Source organism: Brevibacillus borstelensis (assembly GCF_037834415.1).
GTDB classification, from domain to species: domain Bacteria; phylum Bacillota; class Bacilli; order Brevibacillales; family Brevibacillaceae; genus Brevibacillus; species Brevibacillus borstelensis_A.
On the sequence record NZ_JAUMSJ010000008.1, the window covers coordinates 122,428 to 140,168 of the forward strand.

General features: G+C 51.4%; 18 protein-coding genes and 2 pseudogenes. 8 read left to right on the top strand and 12 right to left on the bottom strand.

What is annotated here, in order from left to right; genetic code table 11:
• Window positions 1-34 precede the first annotated feature (34 nt).
• The gene (locus Q3F21_RS09930) at window positions 35-1,309 is read right to left on the bottom strand and encodes an L-lactate MFS transporter (RefSeq protein ID WP_340251931.1); all 1,275 of its coding nucleotides are present in this window, start codon (window positions 1,307-1,309) and stop codon (window positions 35-37) included.
• A 374-nt stretch (window positions 1,310-1,683) separates the two neighbouring features.
• On the opposite strand from Q3F21_RS09930, the gene fdhD reads away from it, so the two are divergent.
• On the top strand, window positions 1,684-2,487 hold the full coding sequence (gene fdhD / locus Q3F21_RS09935) for a formate dehydrogenase accessory sulfurtransferase FdhD (RefSeq protein WP_340251933.1): 804 nt from the start codon (window positions 1,684-1,686) through the stop codon (window positions 2,485-2,487).
• Window positions 2,488-2,515: 28 nt separating this feature from the next.
• Here fdhD and mobA read toward each other — a convergent pair whose 3' ends face one another.
• On the bottom strand, window positions 2,516-3,166 hold the full coding sequence (gene mobA, locus Q3F21_RS09940; RefSeq protein WP_340251936.1) for a molybdenum cofactor guanylyltransferase: 651 nt from the start codon (window positions 3,164-3,166) through the stop codon (window positions 2,516-2,518).
• A 455-nt stretch (window positions 3,167-3,621) separates the two neighbouring features.
• On the opposite strand from mobA, the gene Q3F21_RS09945 reads away from it, so the two are divergent.
• The 5 genes from Q3F21_RS09945 (at window position 3,622) to Q3F21_RS09965 (ending at window position 9,484) form a co-directional block, all read left to right on the top strand.
• Window positions 3,622-5,442, top strand: a complete 1,821-nt coding sequence (locus tag Q3F21_RS09945) for a sigma-54-dependent Fis family transcriptional regulator (protein ID WP_340251939.1) — start codon at window positions 3,622-3,624, stop codon at window positions 5,440-5,442.
• A 142-nt stretch (window positions 5,443-5,584) separates the two neighbouring features.
• Window positions 5,585-6,667: an ABC transporter ATP-binding protein gene (locus Q3F21_RS09950; protein WP_340251942.1), complete on the top strand. Its 1,083-nt coding sequence runs from the start codon at window positions 5,585-5,587 to the stop codon at window positions 6,665-6,667.
• Window positions 6,668-6,777: 110 nt separating this feature from the next.
• Window positions 6,778-7,578, top strand: coding sequence for an ABC transporter permease (locus tag Q3F21_RS09955; protein WP_340251989.1), 801 nt, complete (start codon window positions 6,778-6,780; stop codon window positions 7,576-7,578).
• Window position 7,579: 1 nt separating this feature from the next.
• Window positions 7,580-8,359 (top strand): ABC transporter permease, encoded by a 780-nt coding sequence (locus Q3F21_RS09960; RefSeq protein WP_340251945.1) that lies wholly within the window; start codon window positions 7,580-7,582, stop codon window positions 8,357-8,359.
• 51 nt (window positions 8,360-8,410) lie between these two features.
• On the top strand, window positions 8,411-9,484 hold the full coding sequence (locus tag Q3F21_RS09965) for an ABC transporter substrate-binding protein (RefSeq protein ID WP_340251947.1): 1,074 nt from the start codon (window positions 8,411-8,413) through the stop codon (window positions 9,482-9,484).
• Window positions 9,485-9,567: 83 nt separating this feature from the next.
• Here the strand turns inward: Q3F21_RS09965 and Q3F21_RS09970 are convergent, their stop codons facing one another.
• The 4 genes from Q3F21_RS09970 to Q3F21_RS09985 all read right to left on the bottom strand — a co-directional run bounded on the left by Q3F21_RS09970 (window position 9,568) and on the right by Q3F21_RS09985 (window position 11,137).
• Window positions 9,568-10,236, bottom strand: coding sequence for an MFS transporter (locus tag Q3F21_RS09970; RefSeq protein ID WP_340251949.1), 669 nt, complete (start codon window positions 10,234-10,236; stop codon window positions 9,568-9,570).
• Between the two features lie 135 nt (window positions 10,237-10,371).
• Window positions 10,372-10,548, bottom strand: coding sequence for a hypothetical protein (locus Q3F21_RS09975; RefSeq protein ID WP_340251952.1), 177 nt, complete (start codon window positions 10,546-10,548; stop codon window positions 10,372-10,374).
• Window positions 10,549-10,585: 37 nt separating this feature from the next.
• Window positions 10,586-10,780: a hypothetical protein gene (locus tag Q3F21_RS09980; RefSeq protein WP_340251954.1), complete on the bottom strand. Its 195-nt coding sequence runs from the start codon at window positions 10,778-10,780 to the stop codon at window positions 10,586-10,588.
• Window positions 10,781-10,888: 108 nt separating this feature from the next.
• Complete coding sequence (locus tag Q3F21_RS09985; RefSeq protein ID WP_340251956.1) at window positions 10,889-11,137, bottom strand: hypothetical protein; 249 nt, start codon at window positions 11,135-11,137, stop codon at window positions 10,889-10,891.
• A gap of 781 nt (window positions 11,138-11,918) precedes the next feature.
• Between Q3F21_RS09985 and Q3F21_RS09990 the strand changes: the two genes are divergently transcribed.
• A complete protein-coding gene (locus tag Q3F21_RS09990; protein WP_340251958.1) occupies window positions 11,919-12,086 on the top strand; it encodes a hypothetical protein in 168 nt (55 codons plus the stop codon).
• A 136-nt stretch (window positions 12,087-12,222) separates the two neighbouring features.
• Here the strand turns inward: Q3F21_RS09990 and Q3F21_RS09995 are convergent, their stop codons facing one another.
• The 3 genes from Q3F21_RS09995 to Q3F21_RS10005 form a co-directional block, all read right to left on the bottom strand.
• Window positions 12,223-12,486, bottom strand: a complete 264-nt coding sequence (locus tag Q3F21_RS09995) for an aspartyl-phosphate phosphatase Spo0E family protein (RefSeq protein ID WP_340251960.1) — start codon at window positions 12,484-12,486, stop codon at window positions 12,223-12,225.
• Between the two features lie 183 nt (window positions 12,487-12,669).
• Window positions 12,670-13,140 carry an IS200/IS605 family transposase gene (gene tnpA / locus Q3F21_RS10000; RefSeq protein WP_340251962.1) on the bottom strand — a complete coding sequence of 157 codons (471 nt, stop codon included), beginning with the start codon at window positions 13,138-13,140 and terminating at the stop codon, window positions 12,670-12,672.
• Between the two features lie 262 nt (window positions 13,141-13,402).
• The gene (locus Q3F21_RS10005) at window positions 13,403-14,767 is read right to left on the bottom strand and encodes a helix-turn-helix domain-containing protein (protein ID WP_340251964.1); all 1,365 of its coding nucleotides are present in this window, start codon (window positions 14,765-14,767) and stop codon (window positions 13,403-13,405) included.
• A 428-nt stretch (window positions 14,768-15,195) separates the two neighbouring features.
• Here Q3F21_RS10005 and Q3F21_RS10010 point away from each other — a divergent pair.
• A pseudogene (locus Q3F21_RS10010) lies at window positions 15,196-15,396 on the top strand (ATP-binding protein); the annotation flags it as partial.
• Window positions 15,397-15,398: 2 nt separating this feature from the next.
• On the opposite strand, the gene Q3F21_RS10015 reads toward Q3F21_RS10010, so the two are convergent.
• The 3 genes and pseudogenes from Q3F21_RS10015 to Q3F21_RS10025 form a co-directional block, all read right to left on the bottom strand.
• The gene (locus tag Q3F21_RS10015; protein WP_340251991.1) at window positions 15,399-15,770 is read right to left on the bottom strand and encodes an ATP-binding protein; all 372 of its coding nucleotides are present in this window, start codon (window positions 15,768-15,770) and stop codon (window positions 15,399-15,401) included.
• 53 nt (window positions 15,771-15,823) lie between these two features.
• A complete protein-coding gene (locus tag Q3F21_RS10020) occupies window positions 15,824-16,060 on the bottom strand; it encodes a hypothetical protein (protein ID WP_340251966.1) in 237 nt (78 codons plus the stop codon).
• Between the two features lie 650 nt (window positions 16,061-16,710).
• Window positions 16,711-17,685: pseudogene (locus tag Q3F21_RS10025) on the bottom strand (IS110 family transposase); the annotation flags it as partial.
• Window positions 17,686-17,741 lie beyond the last annotated feature (56 nt).

A 17,741-nucleotide genomic window follows, 5' to 3' on the forward strand; every position in this document is an offset into this window, starting at 1 on the left:
AACTAATTGATCTTACCTAAAACTTTACCATTTATCAGCTAGCCAGTTCAACAGCGTTTTCTTTGCGCTTTGCTTCCTCTTTCAGCTTTTTGATATCGAGACGAACGATCAGCGAAATGACGAGAGCTACCGCGAACATCGCCACAAATACGCTCAGCGTGCCTGTGTAGCTGCCTGTCTTTTCGTGCACCCAGGCTGCAAAGATCGGACCTGCCAGTCCCGCTGCCGCCCATGCTGTCAGGATGTAGCCGTGAATGGCGCCCAATTGTTTCGTGCCGAACAGGTCGCCGATATAGGCCGGGATCGAAGAGAAACCGCCGCCGTAGCAGGTCATGATGATAAACATCGCGATCATGAACAGCGTTTGGATCGTCAGATTCGGCAGAAGGAAGAACAGGACGATCTGGATCGCAAAAAAGGCGGTATAGGTATTGGGACGGCCGATAAAGTCAGACAGGGAAGCCCATCCGATGCGGCCGGCTCCGTTGAACAAGCCGTTCAAGCCAACCATCGTTGCAGCCATGCCTACAGACATGCCGGCAATCTCTTGCGCCATCGGCGAAGCGACCGAGATGATCGCGATTCCACAGGTGACGTTGATGAAGAGCATCAGCCACAGCCAGTAGAACCGGCGCGTTTTCACCGCTTCGTTGGCCGTCAGCTGGCACAGGTCTTTTTTGATTTTCTTTTGTCCCTCGCTAGCTTGTGCCGAATAGCCCGCCGGCACCCATCCTTGCGGCGGCGGAGCCAGGTATTGAGCGGAAGCAAACATGACGACGAAATAAATAATGCCGAGGATAAAGAAAGTATTTGCAATTCCCACGCTTTCGATCAGAGCCTGAATGATTGGACCCGCAATCATCGATGCAAAGCCGAATCCCATGATCGCCAGTCCTGTTGCCAAACCGCGGCGGTCCGGGAACCATTTCACCAGCGTGGATACCGGAGTGATATATCCGACGCCCAGTCCGATTCCGCCCAATACGCCGTAGCAAACATAGAGCAGCGGCAGGCTTTCCATGCTGATCGCCAGACCTGAACCGGTGATGCCCAGACCGAAAAAGATCGAAGAAAGTATGCCTGCCTTGCGCGGTCCGCGCTTTTCCACGTAGTGTCCGAGAAATGCGGCGGACAAGCCCAAAAACAAAATCGCGATGCTAAACGTCAGCTGTACCTGGGACAGCTTCCAGCCAAACTGACTGGTGATCGGCTTGGTGAACACGCTCCACGCGTAAACAGAGCCGATCGAAAGGTGGATTCCCACCGCAGCCGCTGCAATCAGCCAGCGGTTCTTCACTTTCTGCTGCATCCAATTCATCTCCTCATCATCAACTAAGGGGCGATACCGAAGCACGCCCCTAAAAACAAGAAAAACTGCCGGTCCATCCTCGCCCCCCATAACCGGAAACCGGTACGCCAGCGAAAAGATGAAACACGACAGTTAATCATCAGCAGGGTCGCTACTTCAGCATCAACAGCAAGTGTTTGGTATTCACTTACAAGCAGCCCGACAAATGAACCGGCGACAGGTACGCTATCCCGTGTCAATTTGTGAACTGTTTCGTAAAAAGGTGAAAATTCTGTGACAACCAAAACCTCAAATAGTATACTACCATGTGAGCGCTTACTCTACAATACGTTCCTCAAATTTTTTTTGATATAACGGTTCAGAAGGAGGCCAGTATGTCCGATTTGTCCAAAACGATCACACGCCCAGTCTTGAAGGTGCAGGTGGGCAAGTCCGAGTGGGAGGAAGACGAGGTTGTCACCGAATACCCTTTGACGATCTTTCTCGGTGACGAGGAGTTTGCCACGATTGTCTGCACGCCTGCCGATTTGGAGGAAATGGTGATTGGCTTCCTTGCCGCCGAAGGGGCCATCCGCTCCTATGCGGACATCAAGCAGGTCACCATCGACGCGGGAAAAGGGTTCGCCTACGTCGATACCCATGAGAAAACCTTGCTGTCCCAAAGCTTTTACTCCAAGCGCCGCATCACATCCTGCTGCGGCAAAAGCAGGCAGTCGTTTTACTTTTTCAGCGATGCCCGAACCGCAAAACCCGCCGAAGACGGCGTCACCGTCACACCGGAGCAATGCCTGCAGCTGATGAATGTGCTGCAAGCCTCCTCCGAGATTCACTGCAAGACGGGCGGTGTGCATAACGCCGCGCTGTGCACGCCGGATCAGGTGCTGCTTCAGTATTCCGACATCGGCCGCCACAATGCGCTGGACAAGATCTACGGGTACTGCCTGCGGGAAAACATGTCGACCGCCGATAAAATTCTCACCTTCAGCGGCCGGATTTCCTCCGAGGTGCTGCTTAAGGCGGCAAAGATCGGGGCGAGCATTATTTTGTCCAAATCGGCCCCGACCGACCTGGCCCTGCAGCTGGCGGAGGAATTAAACATGACGGCGATCGGCTTTATCCGCAATGACAGGATGAACGTGTACACGAACCCCCAGCGGGTGATCCTGCCGCAGGCGTGAGAAGAAGCAAAAAAAGGGAGCCAGGCCATTACGACTGCCCGGTCTCCCTTTTTTGCTTTTCCTGCAAGGCGGCCCGGTATTCCTCCGGCGTGTTGGCGTTAAACGCCGCCCAAGGGTCGAACAGTCCCGGCGGAGTCTCTGCGACTTGAAGTCCGCGCAGAACCTCCATCAAGCGATACTGCTTCCTTCGCAGCGCCTCCTCCCACAACGGCTGCGACCGCCTGTGGTACAGCGCAAACAGCGGATGAAGCCGCTCCCCCTCCTTCACCACGACGGCATCCCAGTCATTTGCTTCTCCGGCAAAATCAATCAATCTCCGGAGCTGTTTTCGGTCCGCAAACGGCAAATCGCAGGAGAGCACCAGCAGCGCATCCTCTCTCCGCACGCGAAACGCGCTGACGATCCCGCTGATCGGTCCCGATGACGGCACGAGGTCCCGGGTCACCTCTACCTCTCTCCCCGGTCCCGCCCCTACTTCCTGCTCCAGAGCTTCCGGTGTATTAGAGACAATCAGACAGGGCAATGCAACCGCCGCCATCTCCTCCTGCAAATACTGAATCAGCGGCTTTCCCTGCCATGCCAACAGCTCTTTGGGCTGGCCCATTCGGCTGCTTTTTCCTCCGGCCAGAATCACTCCGGCTATCGATTGCTTCCGCACGCGATCAATCCCTTTACCCAAAATATTGAACTCTATTATATTTTCGCCGAGAGAAAAGAATGAACTTTATTTGCGTTTTCTCGTTACTATCAATATACTTCCAAAATTATACCAAAAAAAGGAGCGGTCGCATGCCATGTTTCAACAAATTTCCCTCGGAGCCAAATTCATTTGTTATTCGTAGCCGCTCTGCTGCTGGTTTCCATCGTCGTCCTGATAACGGCGCAACCCCAACTGGAAAAGGACATGAAAGCAGCCGCGCCAACCAAGGCAGAGTCCGCTTTGTCGCGACACCGGGTATTCACACAGTTTCGCTATAAATATTCCCAAAATTTAGAGGATTCTATCTGTTTTTTGTCGAAGAGGGTCCCTATCTCTGTTTTTTACACTTTGGTATTGTGAAAAAAACCGGTTTACATGGATTGGGGACCTCGTAGCGCAACTGTTTTTACCTGCAGACAGGAGGAAAAATGTAAATGAGTTTATTGCGGGAATTCCAGGAGATCACGCAACAGGTAGCCGAAGCCATCTCTGCCGCTTTGCAGATCGAGACGGAGATCGTCGACGACACGATGACGATCATCGCCGGGACGGGAAAGTACAAGGACCGCATCAACACCAAGGAGGAGGGCGGCGAAGTGGACGCCGGCTATTTGTACGGCCGCGTCCTGACGACCAACCAGCCGTTTTTCATCGAGGACGCCCGCAGCGACCCCTCCTACGATCCGTCCGTCCTGCAGGGGGTCACCGAAGAGCTCGCGGAGCTTTGCACGCCTATCCATTACAAAGGCGATGTGATCGGCGTGATCGGCCTGATCGCCTTCACCGAAACCCAGAGGAGGCTGCTCATCCACAACCGGCTGCCGTACCTCACCTTTTTGCAGCGGATGACCGAGCTGCTCACCGGAAAAATCGCTGAGCAGGAAGCGTGGAATGAGTGGAAGAAAACGTACACCCAGCTGGAAACGTTGATTGAATCCATACATGAAGGCATTATTGCCATCGACGAGCACGGATTGATCAGCAATTGCAACAAGACGGCGCAGCAGCTGATTCAGAAAACGAAACAGGAACTCATTGGCACTCCCCTGCATAAAATTTGGGCCGACTCGCCGATGCTGCAAGTCCTGAAGACTGGCGCCGGATATGTCGAGCAGGAGGAGATTTACCGGCTGGGCGAGCATGAGATGCACTTCATCGTCACAGCCCGGCCCATCCGCGCCGCCGACCGGGTAGCGGGCGTCGTCGCCTCGTTTCGCCGGATGGCGGACATGCGCCGCCTCGCCTACGTCCTGACCAACGAGCACAAGGACCTGTACTTTTCGGAAATCATCGGCAAAAGCCGCTCCAAGTCGCTCGTGATCAGGCAGGCGGAACAAGTCGCACGCGGCGCCTCCAACATCTTAATCACCGGGGAAAGCGGCACCGGAAAGGGAATGATTGCCGCGGCCATCCACTCCGCGAGCAGCCGACGCGACGGTCCGTTCATCATCGTCAACTGCGGGGCGATTCCCGAGACGCTCCTGGAAAGCGAGCTGTTCGGCTATGTGGCGGGAGCGTTTACCGGCGCCAAGCGGGAAGGAAAGGCGGGAAAGTTCGAGCTGGCCGACGGCGGCACCATTTTTCTCGACGAGATCGGCGATCTGCCGCTCCATCTCCAGGTAAAGCTGCTCCACGTTTTGCAGAGCAAGCAGGTGGAACGGGTCGGGTCCAACCAGCTGATCCCCGTCAACATCCGGGTCATCTCCGCCACGAACAAGAACCTCGAGGAGATGGTGCGCAGCCGCGAATTCCGCGAAGACCTCTACTTCCGGCTCAACGTCATTCCCCTGCACATGCCGCCTTTGCGCGAGCGGGTCGAAGACATTCCGCTACTGATGGACCACTTTTTAGCGAAATACCGGGAGCTTTTAGGCAACCCGATCCTCGATTTCACGCCGGAGGTTCGGGCGCTGTTCATGCATTATCACTGGCCCGGGAATGTCCGCGAGCTGGAAAATGCCATCGAGTACGCCGTCAACATGGAGGTCTCGCCGTATATCGGACTGGACAGCGTACCGGTGCGAATCCGCCAGCACCATAGCGTCAGCGGCATTACCGGACCCGGCGAAGCCGATCAGCCCTTGAAGGAACGGCTCCAGCGACACGAGCGGCAAATCCTGTACAGCATGCTGCAGCAGTACGGATACTCTCTGGAAGCCAAAAAGCTTGTGGCGGAAAAACTGGACATCGGCCTTGCCACTCTATACAGAAAACTGGAGGGACATAAGCTTCTCAACGATGAGAAAGCATTCTAATTTCTAGGAAGCGATAGGCCGGGTTTGTCCAGCCTTCTGCTTCTTTTTTCGTGCCTGAACACCATATATGTTTGAATATTTCGAATTGGCATTATTTTTGCTTGTGACAAGGAGTACGAAAAGAAAAACGAGGGGGGTTCCCATGTCAAGTCCTATGGTGGAGCTTCAAAACGTCGTCAAACGCTTTGGTCAACATACAGTGGTACACGATCTGTCCCTCCACATCCAGAAAGGAGAATTTCTCACCTTGCTCGGCCCGAGCGGCTGCGGCAAGACCACAACGCTCAGAATGATTGCGGGCTTTGAGCATCCCACATCCGGAAAGGTCAAGCTGGACGGCGAGTTCGTGCAGGATTTGCCTGCCTATTCCCGCGATGTCAACACTGTCTTTCAAAGCTACGCCCTCTTCCCCCACCTGAACGCTTACGAAAACGTGGCGTTCGGTTTGCGTGTCAAAAAAGTGGCCAAGGAGGAGATCGACCAGCGGGTCAAACAGGCTCTTCGCCTGGTTCAGCTGGAAGAGTACGCGAAGCGCAAGCCCGATCAGCTAAGCGGAGGCCAGCGGCAGCGGATTGCCATCGCCCGGGCACTGGTAAACAATCCGAAGGTGCTGCTCCTCGACGAGCCGCTGGGCGCCCTGGATCAAAAGCTGCGCAAGCAGATGCAGGTAGAGCTGAAGCACCTGCAAAAGCAGCTGGGTGTCACGTTTGTCTTCGTCACGCACGACCAGGAGGAAGCGCTGACCATGTCCGACCGCATCGCGGTTATGAACAAGGGCGTCCTGGAACAGGTCGGCACTCCCTCCGACATCTACGACCGGCCAGCGACGCGATTTGTCGCGGAATTTATCGGCGAGACCAATCTGTTGACCGGAACGATCAAACAGCGCGATTCCCGCCGGATGCTGATAGACTGTGACGGCATGCAGGTAACCGCCGCCCCCCGGCACCTTCCCGAGAATGAGAAGGTGACCGTGGCGATCCGCCCGGAGAAATCTGCGCTGAGCCTTGCGCCGGTCGACACCGGGCCGGACCAGCTCGTCCAACTGCCCGGACGCCTGACGGAACGAATCTACTGCGGAGGAATTACTCGTACCGTCGTCACCCTGCCCGGCGGAATCCCCTTTGTCGCGGTGGAAAAAACGGATCAGCTCCTGCCGGTGAGCGAAGGCGATGAATTGTTCGTCAACTGGCAGCCGGAGCACGGGGTGGTGTTGACCCGATGAAGGCCCCTGTAATCGGCTCCGCCGCCTCCAGCAGACCTGCGGCCGCGACACCAAGCCGGCCAGCCCGCGATTACGGAAAAACCTGGACGATCGGGCCTATCGCGATTTGGATGAGCGCCCTCTTCCTTTTGCCGCTCGTCCTGATTCTCGGCGTCAGCTTCTTTACCCGCAGTTCATTCGGCGGGATCGAGCTGCCCCTGACTGTGGAGAACTACGTCCGTTTTTTCGACCCGCTCTACTTTAAAATTTTGTGGATTTCCTGCGTTCTGGCCTTTTTTACGACGGCGATTTGCCTTGTTCTCGGCTATCCGTTCGCCTACATCATCGCCCGCTCGCCGATCGGCTACCGCAACATTTTGATGCTGCTGATCATTGTCCCGTTCTGGACCAATTCGCTGATCCGCACCTACGCCTGGATCGTGCTCTTGCGTACCGAAGGGGTGATCAATACGCTTCTCATGCAGCTTGGGCTCATCAATCAGCCGCTGCCGCTGTTGTACAACGAGACCGCCGTGTTGATCGGGCTTGTCTACACCATGCTCCCGTTCATGGTGCTGCCGTTGTACGCCTCGATCGAAAAGCTGGACAGATCGCTGCTGGAAGCCTCCTCGGACTTGGGCGCAAAGCCCGTCCAGACCTTTTGGAAAGTGACCCTGCCCCTCACCGCGCCGGGAATCATGGCCGGCTCCCTGCTCGTTTTCATCCCGTCACTGGGCCTTTTTTTCATCCCTGACCTGATGGGGGGAAGCAAGACCGTCCTGATCGGAAATCTGATCAAAAACCAGTTTCTCACCGCCCGCGATTGGCCGTTCGGCTCGGCAAGCTCCATCATCCTGATGGGACTGACGCTGTTGTTCATCACAGCCTACATCCTCATCACCAAAGACAAAGAGGGAAAGGAGCTGCTCTAGGATGCGCTACTCGCTCGGCCGCAAATTCTCCGTGTTCTACGCTTCGTTCATCTACCTGTTTCTGTATATGCCCATCGCCATATTGATCCTGTATTCCTTTAACCAATCCAAGCTGAACGCGGTCTGGACCGGTTTTACATTTGACTGGTATGTAAAGCTGATGCAAAACAGCGACGTGCTGGAAGCGATGAAAACCTCGCTGATCGTCGCGCTGATCGGCACGCTCGCCGCCACGATGATCGGCACGCTGGCGGCTGTCGGCATGTACCGCTATCATTTCCGGGGAAAAACGGCCCTGGACGCGATGCTGTACCTGCCCATCGTCATCCCGGAAATCGTCATGGGGATCTCGATGCTCGCCCTGTTCGCCCAATTGAAGGTCCCGCTCGGCTATTTCACCCTGATTGCAGCGCACATCACCTTTTCCGTCCCCTTCGTAGTGGTCGTGGTCCGGGCGCGGTTGGCCGGCTTTGACAAAAGCATCGAAGAAGCGGCGATGGATTTGGGAGCTACGCCCTGGCAGACATTTGTCAAAGTGACGATGCCGGTCATCGCTCCAGGCATTTTGGCCAGTGCCATGCTCGCCTTTACTCTGTCCCTCGACGATGTGATCATCAGCTTTTTCGTAGCAGGGCCGGCGAGCGCCACTTTGCCCCTGAAGATTTTCTCCATGGTGAAATTCGGCGTGACCCCGGAGATCAACGCCCTGTCGACCTTGATGCTCGTCGTCACGCTCGCCATCGTCATCTTTGCCGAACGCATCCGGATGCGCAAGCAATAGCCTAAATATCCGGTGCATCCATTTTCGCATGATTGCAAAGGGGGACTTGATATGAAGCAAGGCTTTCGGAAAACAATCGCTGCGTGCTTCCTGACGGCCGCGCTGACAGCGGCCGGCTGCAGCTCCACGCCGTCATCCCAAAGCGGGGAAAACGGCCTGGACAAGGAGTTGAACGTCTTTAACTGGTCGGAATACCTGCCCGACTCGGTCATCAAAAAGTTTGAACAAAAATACGGGGTAAAAGTGAATTACAGCACATTTTCCTCCAACGAAGAGATGCTGGCAAAGGTTTCGGCAGGCGGCGGCATTTACGACCTGACGGTAGCCAGCGACTATTTCATCCAGCCGATGGCCGCTCAAGGACTGATCGAACCGCTCGATCTAAGCAATATTCCCAATTTCAAAAACCTGGAGCCCGACCTCGTCAACAAGGAGCATGATCCCGGCAACAAATACAGCGTCCCCTACATGGGCAACACGGTCTCGCTCGCCTACAATCCCGACCATATCAAAACAAGCATCACCAGCTTTGCAGACCTGTGGAAGCCGGAGCTGAAAAGCCAGATCGTGATGGTGGACGACCAGCGCTTCATCCTCGGCATGGTCCTGAAAACGCTGGGCTACGCCGGCAATGACACCGACCCTGCCCACCTCGAGGAAGCCAAGCAAAAAATGCTCAAGCTGATGCCCAACATCAAGGCGTTTGACAGCGACAGTCCGAAGACGCTGATGATCAACGGCGAGGTGAACATCGCGCTCGTCTGGGGGCCGGAAATCGCTCTGGCCCAGCGGGAAAAGCCGCAGATCACCACGGTACTGCCCAAGGAAGGGCTGATGATCACGTTTGACAACTTCGTCATCCCTGCCGGCGCGAAGCACAAGAAAACGGCCGAGGCCTTCATCAACTTCCTGCTCGAGCCGGATATCAGCGCGGAGATCGCCAAGGATTTCCCCTACATCAACCCGAATACCGAGGCGCGCAAGCTGATCGACAAGGAAACGCTGGCGAACATCGCCATCTATCCCCCGCCCGAAGAGATGAAGCGGGTGGAGGGCCTGAAGGATATCGGCGACGCGGTCAAGCTGTACGACCGTATCTGGTCCGAAGTGAAAAGCTCGCAGTGAGCAAGCGGCAGTGCCGCTAAGCGAAACGCCCCGACCTTGGATAGCACTGGCCCGAGGCTGGGACGTTTGCCGTTTCCTGTGCTTCAGACGGTTTTCTCCCGGGCTTTCTGCAGCGCTCCCTTCGTCGCCTTGGCCGCGGCGAGAACAAAGAAAACCGCAACCGGACCAGCGCAGACGGCATAAGGAATCGATACGTGAAGGGAATACAGAAGGGAGCCCGCCAGCGGTCCGACAAAGGAGCCTACTCCTTGGACAGCAGCCGTGTACGCGGCGACAGCCGGCTGTTCGCGCTCGCTTACGGCCAGCGAAGCCGCCGTGATATACCCGGACAGCGTAAACCCGATCCCGATCCCGCACAGGAGAAAGACAATCACATACATTTGCGGCGATGCAAGAAACAGAGAGAAGGCGCAGCAAAGGGACAGCAGTCCGATGATCAAAAGCCGCCCCGGCTCCCATTTCAGAAAACGGCCGACAAGGAGCTGAACCCCGACGACAATCAAGCCAGCGACTGACAGCAGGATTCCGACCAATTGAGCAACCTTCCGCGCGGATACGGACAATTGATCCTGGATGGAGATTCCGCATGTGACCTGAAGAATGATCATCACGCTGGACAAAACCAGCCCGACACCCACGTAAAGGCGAATCCGCCTGTCAGCAATGGATAGGGCAACTTCGGTTTGCCCATTCGATTCCGCTTGCTTGGACGGGACAAGCGTCCAAAAAACAACAATCACGATTGTACTCATTGATCCCGACACATTTGGCAAGCTCCCGGATCGCTAGCGGATTTTCCAAGTGACGGATGATCATCTCTTTGGCTTCAATCAGCTTCTCCCTGTCATCCGGACTCAGGGAAATGGCTTTCTCCTTGTCGCTGTACGTCACGTTTTCTGACTGATCAGAGCAATCAGCTTCATCGCCTTGCTTTCCGCGTACAGCCGTTTCATCGCTCCCCACTTGGTACAATGAAACAAATCATAGACGCATTTCAGGATCGCCGGGGAGTTGGCATAGCTTGCAATCATTCCTTCATGCCGCCTGAGCATCGATTCCATCATCCGGCGGTCCCCTGTGGCACTCGCATACCGCAAAAGCTCATCCGGACTGAGCCGTACTTCCAGGGTCTTGTTTCGCTTGCCGTATGGGAATCCGGGTAATCGTTCCCTCCCCCATCTGTGGAGCAAGGCTGAGCTGCTGTTCTCCGTCCATGCTGGTTACTTGGCCGCAAGCAAAGGCTGAGAAGCGGTCAAAGTAATCATGAATATCTTCAATATGGATCGTTGAAGGCATGACTCGTCCCCTCTTTCAACATCAAGACAGCATGATAATGAGAATGATTTTCATCATCATGTAGTCTCGATTGTACACGACTGCCTTCCCTTTTTCAATAAACGCGCTTCATTCAAAGATGGTTCGTTTTGCTTCTTTTCTGAAAATCTCTTTCGGATAATCATTGGCGAGCGGTGGAATTTCGCTTTCATGAAAATACTTGAGCTCACACATTTCATCGTTCACTGGTTGAAGAGCTCCTCCGACAACTGCGCATGCAAAGACAACCGCCAGGTATTCCACCTGATGTCCGTTCGGATACGTAAATCTGTGCTTTTCTCCGCCAAACACCCTGATGATTCTCTCCGGCTTTACCATGCGAGGAAGATACTCCGCTCCGATTATTCCCTTTATGTTGTTCTGTTAGCGACCTGTAAGATAGAGTGAATATCACTGTTTGAATTGCAAGGACGACTTTGGTCACACTGTCCTCCTATAGCTCAATCAATCTTTGGAAAACCACGAGACAAGGCGCTTACGTAGCAACAGCAGCAGCCGACATTTTTGCGTCTCGCGGAGCAACTACCTGACCAGCTTTTTAAAGTAGCGGGGAGCCTAAAATAGAATGGTTCTTTCCCTCCTGTGGAGCTGCTCCATGGAGGGCTTTTTCATTTGAACTGTTTTTTCAATTAGAAGAAAATATTAACTTCGATTCTGTTGTAGACCTTGTCATGAACATATTTTTTAGGATTCCGTAGCCACACGAGGCATTTTCAGGCCAGCGTTCGGTGTACGATTTGCCGTTTCAGACTAGTCGAGCGGCTTTATGCTGGGTTTTCGTATACCAGGGGTTTAATCGGATTCACTCCTAAAATGACACATTCTGTTTGCAAAATCTCCATTCACCGCTTAAAACAGGAACAAATGTTCCTTACGGGTAGATAGCACTATGGAGAAAATCAGAACCGTTATAGACGGACAAATACTAGCTGTTCCTGTTTTAACGCCGCAGCACTTAATCGTTGTGGAGAAGATCCGCACCGCGGTAAGGGGATCGGGAATGTCCGGAAAAAATCCTCCTGATGCAGTTCGGGTGGTTGGAGGTTGCTTATGGGCAGGCTTGACGATCTCTTTACAATGAAGCGGATTCTTCCCGAGCATGATCAGGCATTATGTCATTACCACTATAAAGACTCCCCTGATCGCTCAGCCTACGCTAGAGAATGACGAGCTGGAGGAAATGAACCGGCTTATTCACCAGTCTAGACACGAAGACTTTGCCGTCATCATTACCTGGTTCGTTCCGGAAGTAGACGGGCTGGCATAGGATATAACGAGGGATTACATTGTAAGCCGCCCGGATTGCACCGGGCGTTTTTGTATTTGTCCCCAAAGGAAAAAAGACCTGGCCGCACGTAGATCGGGCCCAGTTACTCTACTATTTTGTATTCAGTATTTATACCTCATTTGCTAGATTTCGTACTCATTCTGACTTGAAACTGCACAATATACTCGTCCAGGTGCTGGCTTAAAACCACAACTTCACTGTCAGAAAGGCCCTTTTCTTTGACCAGTTCCACTAGTTGTTTTCGCAATGCTTCTATGATTTTCGATAAGTTCGCCTCATTATTTCGATTATCATCATCTGTCAAACCCAAAGATGGATCGCTTTTTCTTTTTCCCGTATCTACCGTTACCAACTCCCTATTTTTGTAATATAAGGGCATATATTACTATATGGTATTCTGCTTAAAACAGACTTTCGGGAAAATTTGCATAGTCATAACCACCGGCTTAGCCGGTGGTTTCCATTAGCCCTATAAGGGCATGTTACAAGCAAGCGCCTCAAAGGCGCGCTGAAAGTCTGCCAACCACGTGTTGCCTCGGGCGGCCCCTGAAAAGGGGCTTCTTTACCTGCCTTTTTTCACCGACTCACTCGTAAACGGGTCGATCAGTTCTTTCATTGTTACTTGCTCGTAATTCTTGTCCTCCACTAACTGGTTACGAATATATTCCTCAATTACCTTTTTATTTCTTCCTACTGTATCTACGTAGTACCCTCTGCACCAGAATTGACGGTTTCCATATCGGTATTTCATATTTGCAAACTGATCAAAGATCATCAATGAGCTTTTTCCCTTTAAGTAACCCATGAACTCGGACACGCTTAACTTGGGCCGAATGCTCACCAACATGTGAATATCATCCACGCAGGCTTCCGCTTCGATGATCTCCACTCCTTTTCGTTCACATAACTCCCGTAAAATCTTCCCTATCTCTCTCCTTAATTTCCCGTAGATCACTTGTCTTCGGTATCTTGGAGCAAATACAATATGATATTTACAGTTCCATTTGGTATGTGCTAGACTGCTCTTGTCCATCCTTTGTCTTCCTGTGATAAGGGTAAGCGGTTGGCAGACCGGCTCTCATCATTATCACCGAGTTCAAACCCCCAGTCTAACTAGGGGTTTTCTTATACAAAAAAAGCATCCCCAGCACGGGATGCTCTCGATTATTAGCCACCTACACCATGATCGTATTGTATTATTGGAGGTTTTTTGGAGATGACTTTTCCATCTACAACATGTACGTTAATACCAAATCCTAAACCCAATACCAAACATACTGATAATATAAAGCCCTTCATGCTTTTTCGCTCCTTTCGTCTACAACGCTTTGAAAGATCCTTTTTTGCTCATCCGATGCGTGCTGAAGATGTACCCAAAACATTCCAACACAGCTTTTGAAATAATCGAAGTCCTTGGATGCTTTAGTCAAAATAAGGCACCGTAAGGTTTCATCCAAGCCCTCCGAATACTTCCCTTTTTTAAACAAGTATACCGCTAATTGGTACCTGAAGTGAAGATGGTGAATCTTATTTACAGTCCCTAGATCATTTCCAAAACGTTTTATGTCTTCTGAGAATTGTTCTAGCACTGATTCAATGGAAAAACCAAACTCATTTGCAGATTCGGTTATGGTTACTAGACCAGGAAGTACCTCATTCGGATGGTCAGAAAGAAATTCAAGGTAATCGGGCAGAACCTCTGTATTCCCCATACACATGGACAAAGTATACGAGTTAGCTAATGCCCATAAACGCAATTTATCAACTTCTGCTTCGCCATCTTGATCAAGAAGTTCAAACCAGCTTAAATCAGCATACCCATTCGTGTAATGCTTTGATTCTTCGTACTTCCCCATATTTTTCAATGCTACAGCCTTTAAAAGATAACCCTGTCCATAGTATAGAATCAAAGGACGCTCTGTTTTTTGCAATTCGCTTGGCTTGTTGTTTTTTCGTCTACGAAGTTCGTCCTCATAGACGATCGTTGCCAATTCCCTTAATTCGTCAGCGTATTTCTCGACATCTTCCCACCTACGCAGGGTATAACAGATTTTGGCTAGGTGTAGCAGCGCATCCAGCTGGTGATTTTCCGCCAATCGCCTTCTATACGATTCAAAGCGGATAACGGCCTTAAACTTTTCTTCAGAGTTTATCCCTTCCGTCGCCCGGAACAGTCGATATTGGCTCATCACAAATTGATTTGAATAGTTGTCCTTTTCGTTATCGATGACGAACTCATAAAAAGGGATTGACTCCTTCATTTTTCCGTTTTCAAAGAGCTGTTCGGCTACTGAAAAAAGGATTCTTATATTCTTGGGATTCTCCAGCAGCTTTGAAACAGTCTCATTAATACAATCCTGCCGGCCGATTTCAGCACAGCGAGTCAGATAAGGGATAACACGTGGACGCGAAAATTTGTCTTCTGTTACACACTCTTCCGGATACAGTTCGTATAGCCATCCCGGCTCGTGGTCAAACGCGATGGCCAGTTGATCCAGTTGGCATACCGTCATGGGACGGGGAGGGTTACCATTGAGAATCGTGCTGAGAGTCCCTGAATTAATGCCGGTTAATTCGCTCAGCTTACTGATCGTAAAACCCTTCCGCCTCAGATTTTTTTCGATTTCTGATCGCAGCGACGGCTGCAACATTACACCCATAAGAAACACTCCTCTTATACGTAAATTGCTACAATTCCGCCCAGAAGTTTTTCATTTTCAATAGAAAACTTTATATCATTAAACTTTTCTTTAGCTTACCACAATACCCAATAAAAGGAAAGATTGGTTATTGACGGAATCGCAAGGGGGAGAGTGGCCAATCAGATTACGCTGCAAGAACGCTCAAAAATAAAAGAACCACCAAACAGATCGGAGGTCCTATTGGGTGGATAGATCGAAGATATCCTGGGAGACAGGTACATTGTGTTAAATTAGTTCTGTGTCTGAATCAAGAAGTGGCTCAAACACACAGCTGAGCATCAGGCCAAGAACCCGAATTTCTTCGAGTTTATATCGCTGATTGTCTTTTCTTAAAGTATAAATTGTGGTGGTATCGATGGATAACCGAGGCTCCCTTCATCCCGGCCTTCCTCATAATTGCGGATTGCTATGAGCAACAGAGTGTGATCGTTACATCCAACCTGGAGTTTGGGCAATGGACGTCGGTGTTTGGAGACACGAAGCTCACGTCGGCGCTCGTTGATCGCCTGGTACACCACGCTCATATCCTTTCATTCACGGGCGAGAGCTTCCGCTTCAAGCAGGCAATGGATAGGATCCCCCTATAGTTTCAAACGACTGGCAAGTGCTTAGGCAATTTTGGCTGCAAAACTGAGCATTTTCTACTTGCAAAACACATGCGGAACACAAAGACGGTGATTATTACGCAGTGGGCGTGCCGGTAAAGCTCGGTGGTTTGAGGGCGAGGGTCAAACGGAGTAGCTTCTTTGATTGATTCCAATGTGAGATTCCGCAGAGGTGAGATAATAGAATGGCTGAGTGTCAATATGCAAACGGAAATTTGAAAATGAACGGGGGCAGTTGCCATATGGGTTTTTCCTGTGCCTACGGCACCCATTAAGAGCAAATTCTCCTTGCGTTCGAGCCAATCCAATTCCCGGAGAAGCTCCGCACTACTGCCCTTCGGGAACGGGAAAGACATCACGAGCAGTTTGTATGTGAGCAATCGGTGCTCTTTGCATACCTCAATGGTGGTTAAGTCAACTTGTGCCTCACCCGCGGATGTTCCAGCCGTTCGTACGTTTTGGCACACTCCAGTTCCATTTCGCTCTTTCGTTTTTGTACATAGGCCAAAACCGTACGTTGTCCGCCTGTAAACTGATGTTCGTCACACAAACGTTGAAAAATGCGCACACCTGTGTGTCGTTGCTTACGGGGGACCAATCGGTCCTCCTCCAACCAGGTATCGACGATCTCCATAAATGGACCCATGACAGGACTTCTGCTCTTTCGTTTGATCATCGTGGTATTCCAATCCGTTTGATCGGCATATTTTTTAGCAGTCCGGGAGTGAAAAATACAGCTTATTTCCAACTTTTTTGATCCTCTTCAATATTTTAAAAATGTCGTCCCGTAAAACTTTATCCTGGTTAGCGAATTGACTTAATAAGGATTCACGTTGTTTCAAAAGCGACTGTAACGTCATGTGTAGAGCTGTCCGTTCATGAAGCGTCATAACTTATCCTCCCACTATAAATTAATGTTTTCTTTCGTTTACTCACTCGTTCTTAGATTTTCATCCATTGACTATTGAGGCAGATGGATAAATCATGTCGATGTGACATATTTTTCTGGCGAAGCCAGTGGCGGGAATAGAGATTCGAATCCTTTTTCCAATCTGTGGATGAGTCGTATGACCGCACATCTGGATATCCACTCCATTCCCCTGACGGCTTACCCTCCCATGTAACGCTGGGTCTTCGCCCTTACATTCCTTCGTTCTGCCTCTCAAGGGGTGGACGCCGCTTCTTGCTCCTTTACTGGGCCGTTGCCCTTACGAAATAAATCCTGCGGCTGCTCCGTGCTTCTGTTGTCATGGGTTTCTTTCCAAGCTCTTGTGAGAAACGGGAAAATGGTTTGAATCAGGCTGCCATCTGTATTTGGGACTGGCGTACAGGTCCTAAAACGTCGGACGCATTGTACGGAACGCACTTCGTGCCCAGTGTATAAAGTACGCGGATGAGCTTCCCGCAGAGCGCCACGATGGACTGCTTCTTTTTAAGCGGATTGTGACTTCGCTTCGTCAAGTAATGATGCAACGCCTTGAATTCGGCGTTTTTGGCGACCATCGGCATCATCGCCCGAAATAGCAAGGCTCTTAGTCGGGATCGTCCGAGCTTGGTAATCGTGGACTTGCCCTTCTTCTTGCCGGAACTGTTCTCTTTGAGATTAAATCCGGCAAGCCGGATGATTTGCTGCCCATGGTCGTAACCGCTAAGATCACCAACTTCAGCCAAGAAGCCCGCCAGCGTAACTACGCCGATTCCGGGTACTGTCAGCATTTCTTTTGTGCCCGGAATTTGTGCAAGCAATTCCTCCACTTGCCTCATGATTTCTTCAAGCTGTCTGGAGAATAGCTCATATTGTTCCAATAAGGCTCTAAGCTCGATCTTCGCCGCTGTCAGCCCTTCGGTAAGCCCAATCGAGTGGGTGGCAGCTTGAAGGAGTTGTGCTGCCCGCCTGGAGCCAATCGCTCGCTTTAGGTCTTCCTTCCATCGGCGGACGATTGCGTCAGCACAAAGGGATACCATCTCCTTCGGCGTCGGAAATTCGCTAAGCGTGATAAGCGAGGCCTTTCCTTCCCAGTCCTTAAACACCTGGCTGTACTCTGGAAAGAAGCGATCAAGCCAGTTCTGGATACGTCGCTGGACTTGCCCGAAGTTCACCATCACCTTCTCGCGAAGGTTCATGAGAATGCGAAGGTCGGCATAAACGCTCGTGGGCAACTTAGGCTCACTGTACTTGCCATTGCGAACTAAATCGGCAATAAGTCTAGCATCCTTGTAATCATTCTTCGTCGGTGAATTGTCTTCCAATTCCTTGCTTTTATTGACGTTAGAATCAGGCCAGGTCCGAACGATTTTCTCAGATCTTCATAATATCGAGATATCGC